A 2,122-nucleotide genomic window follows, 5' to 3' on the forward strand; every position below is an offset into this window, starting at 1 on the left:
GTCGTCGCGTGTATCCTGCAGCGCGGGACGGCGATCAATTCCGCTGGCGGTTATCTGCGCGGTCTGACGCGAAAAGCAGAGGTCGGCGAATTTTCGCTTGGTCCGATCCTGATGGCGCAGATCAATTCTCGCCGGCGAGACAAACAGCGGGCGTGAGGCAATGAGGCGCCGTTCCCAGACCTTGCTGTTTCGTGCGATCGAAATACCCGCACTGACCCGGCTTCTGCGCTGTGTCGACGCAAAGCGGTTCGGAGAGATCGTCATGGCAGAATACGCTCCAATCCTTCTCACGCCATTTTTCCAGCCTCGTGATGAAGGCGCGCGGCGGAGCAACGGATGTACGTGGCGGGGTTCACGGACGAGGCGGGCGAGGCCTGGGGGACGCTGATTCCGTTGGATGCGGAGATGGTCGAGCACGCCGTTCTGGGACAACAGACTTTCACCGTTTGGTGCAACTCCGACGATCGCATCCAACCGCAACCGAGCAGCGGTAGTCTGTTTGAGGAGCTTCTGGAGAAAGGCCTGTTGGAGGAGACGCCCCTCGATGAACTCGTCGCCGAAGCGATAGAGCAGGGCAAGAATGAACCCACTGAAGAGATCCTCGATATGTTCGAGACCTTGCATGAGCGGCTGGTGCGGGCGGAGGGCATGGTCGCTGACGAGATCGCGCAGCGCAGGCGATGACCCTTCGCGGCGCGCGTGCGCGGTTCAGTGCAGTAGGGCTTAGCTTGTACTAACGCGAGCACCGCGACCGCGGGCGGCCGACACCCGGACCGGTCGATGAACACATAGAAAACCGACGACCGAACCGCGCTCCGACTAGTCTTAAGCTTCGCCGGAGCCGGAAAACAGCGCGGTCGGTGGCGTCGCGCGCGGCGGCGGGAGGGTCCGAGCGCCCGGGGCTCCCGGTTTGCTCTTGAGATCGTACCGCTGGGCTAGGTCGAGTAGCCGACGCTTGGTGAACGGGTCCGCGTTCTCCGCCAAATCGCGCGCCCGCTGCGCGAAGCCCCTATGAAATTCTTCCACGACGCAACCCCCGCAACAACACCGAAAGTCGGATTTCAACGCGAGACGCACTCCGCGTCAAGCGGCCTGGTGCATGCGGACGATTTCGGCGATTTACTTGTGCTCGCGGCGCACGGGGAACTAAGCTGGTCCCGGCAGGCAAAAATCATGACTCCGCTCTACCTCAGCCGGAAGCTGTGCCCGAAGTGCGGTAAGCCGATGACGGCCGTGCCCGACGACCTCGCGCCCGGCGGGCCGCGCTACGTCTGCGTGGTCTGCGAGGACGATCCGCTGCGCGATCCCTTCGCCCGGAAGTGGTCGGAAAGCCCGCTGCGACCGCCGTCCAAATAACGTTCGGGTTGAATCGAGCCCGGCAGCCGGATTGCTGCAGAGGCCGATTGTGCTCACAACCCTCTCCGACGATGTGGCAGGGCAACCCGAACGCCCAGCTTCGTTCCATCGCGCGTGCCGGCGGAATCATCTGGACTCGGAGGCCGGCATGACCAGCGATGATAGCATCTGTTTTACGCCTCGGGAGCGTTCGGTCGCATGGATGCGGTGGGCGGTTGCATCCACATGGCGAGTACGTTGCCAGCCTCGTTATCGATCTTGCGATCGCGAGTTCGACAGGTGCGCCGACATTGGTGACAGCGACGGTTTCCATTGCGGGTGATGACGCGGCGTGGCCTGCTCAAGGTGAGCTACGTTTCGTTGCGACCCGTTGCCTTGATGCGAATGGCCGAACCGACTAGGGCCGGCTGTCTTCATTCCATATGTTTTCGCGACGGGCGCACCCATCAGCGTCCTCGATAGAGGCTGGTCTGACCGAAGACCGATCCCGCTTCGCGGGCTCTCGATCTTGTCCCTGCAACGTCCGTCTTCGACTTTCTTCCCCTGGCGCTGCGCACCATTCCTCGCGGTCCAAGAAAGTCGCTGCCGGCCGCCCTCCATTTCATTTCGGCCCTTTGGGTGCAGGTCGATCGCCTCCGGTCTCACGACCGCCATCGAGGTCGCGATCGGCGCGGCCCGAGAAAACCAAGGGTAGAGTAGGGGCACAGCGCCTGTCCGTCTTGCGACGGATGGTTTCTGCGCCCCTCTCGCCGAACCGGGCGTGCAA

Annotated in this window: 4 protein-coding genes; 3 read left to right on the forward strand and 1 reads right to left on the reverse strand. The window is 62.9% G+C overall.

The genetic code is table 11. The annotated features are described in order from the left end of the window. Both repC and AC0L3P_RS39585 read left to right on the forward strand, forming a co-directional pair. Nucleotides 1–156 (forward strand): replication initiation protein RepC (repC, locus tag AC0L3P_RS39580; protein WP_473309412.1); only part of this gene is annotated, 156 nt, incomplete at its 5' end. Nucleotides 157–336: 180 nt separating this feature from the next. Further along, entirely contained in the window at nt 337–684 is a 348-nt protein-coding gene (locus AC0L3P_RS39585; RefSeq protein ID WP_473309410.1) for a hypothetical protein, read from the forward strand. A 141-nt stretch (nt 685–825) separates the two neighbouring features. On the opposite strand, the gene AC0L3P_RS39590 is transcribed toward AC0L3P_RS39585, so the two are convergent. Continuing rightward, nucleotides 826–1,026, reverse strand: coding sequence for a hypothetical protein (locus tag AC0L3P_RS39590; protein ID WP_473309411.1), 201 nt, complete (start codon nt 1,024–1,026; stop codon nt 826–828). Between AC0L3P_RS39590 and AC0L3P_RS39595 the strand changes: the two genes are divergently transcribed. Then, nucleotides 1,012–1,356, forward strand: coding sequence for a hypothetical protein (locus AC0L3P_RS39595; RefSeq protein ID WP_473309413.1), 345 nt, complete (start codon nt 1,012–1,014; stop codon nt 1,354–1,356). The genes AC0L3P_RS39590 and AC0L3P_RS39595 overlap by 15 nt on opposite strands. Nucleotides 1,357–2,122 lie beyond the last annotated feature (766 nt).

This window comes from Bradyrhizobium sp. WSM4874 (genome assembly GCF_055811835.1).

What these genes read in the sequence shown, in the direction of transcription:
- AC0L3P_RS39585 (WP_473309410.1), top strand. Translation starts at nt 337, where the DNA reads ATGTACGTGGCGGGGTTCACGGACGAGGCGGGCGAGGCCTGGGGGACG.
- AC0L3P_RS39595 (WP_473309413.1), top strand. Translation starts at nt 1,012, where the DNA reads ATGAAATTCTTCCACGACGCAACCCCCGCAACAACACCGAAAGTCGGA.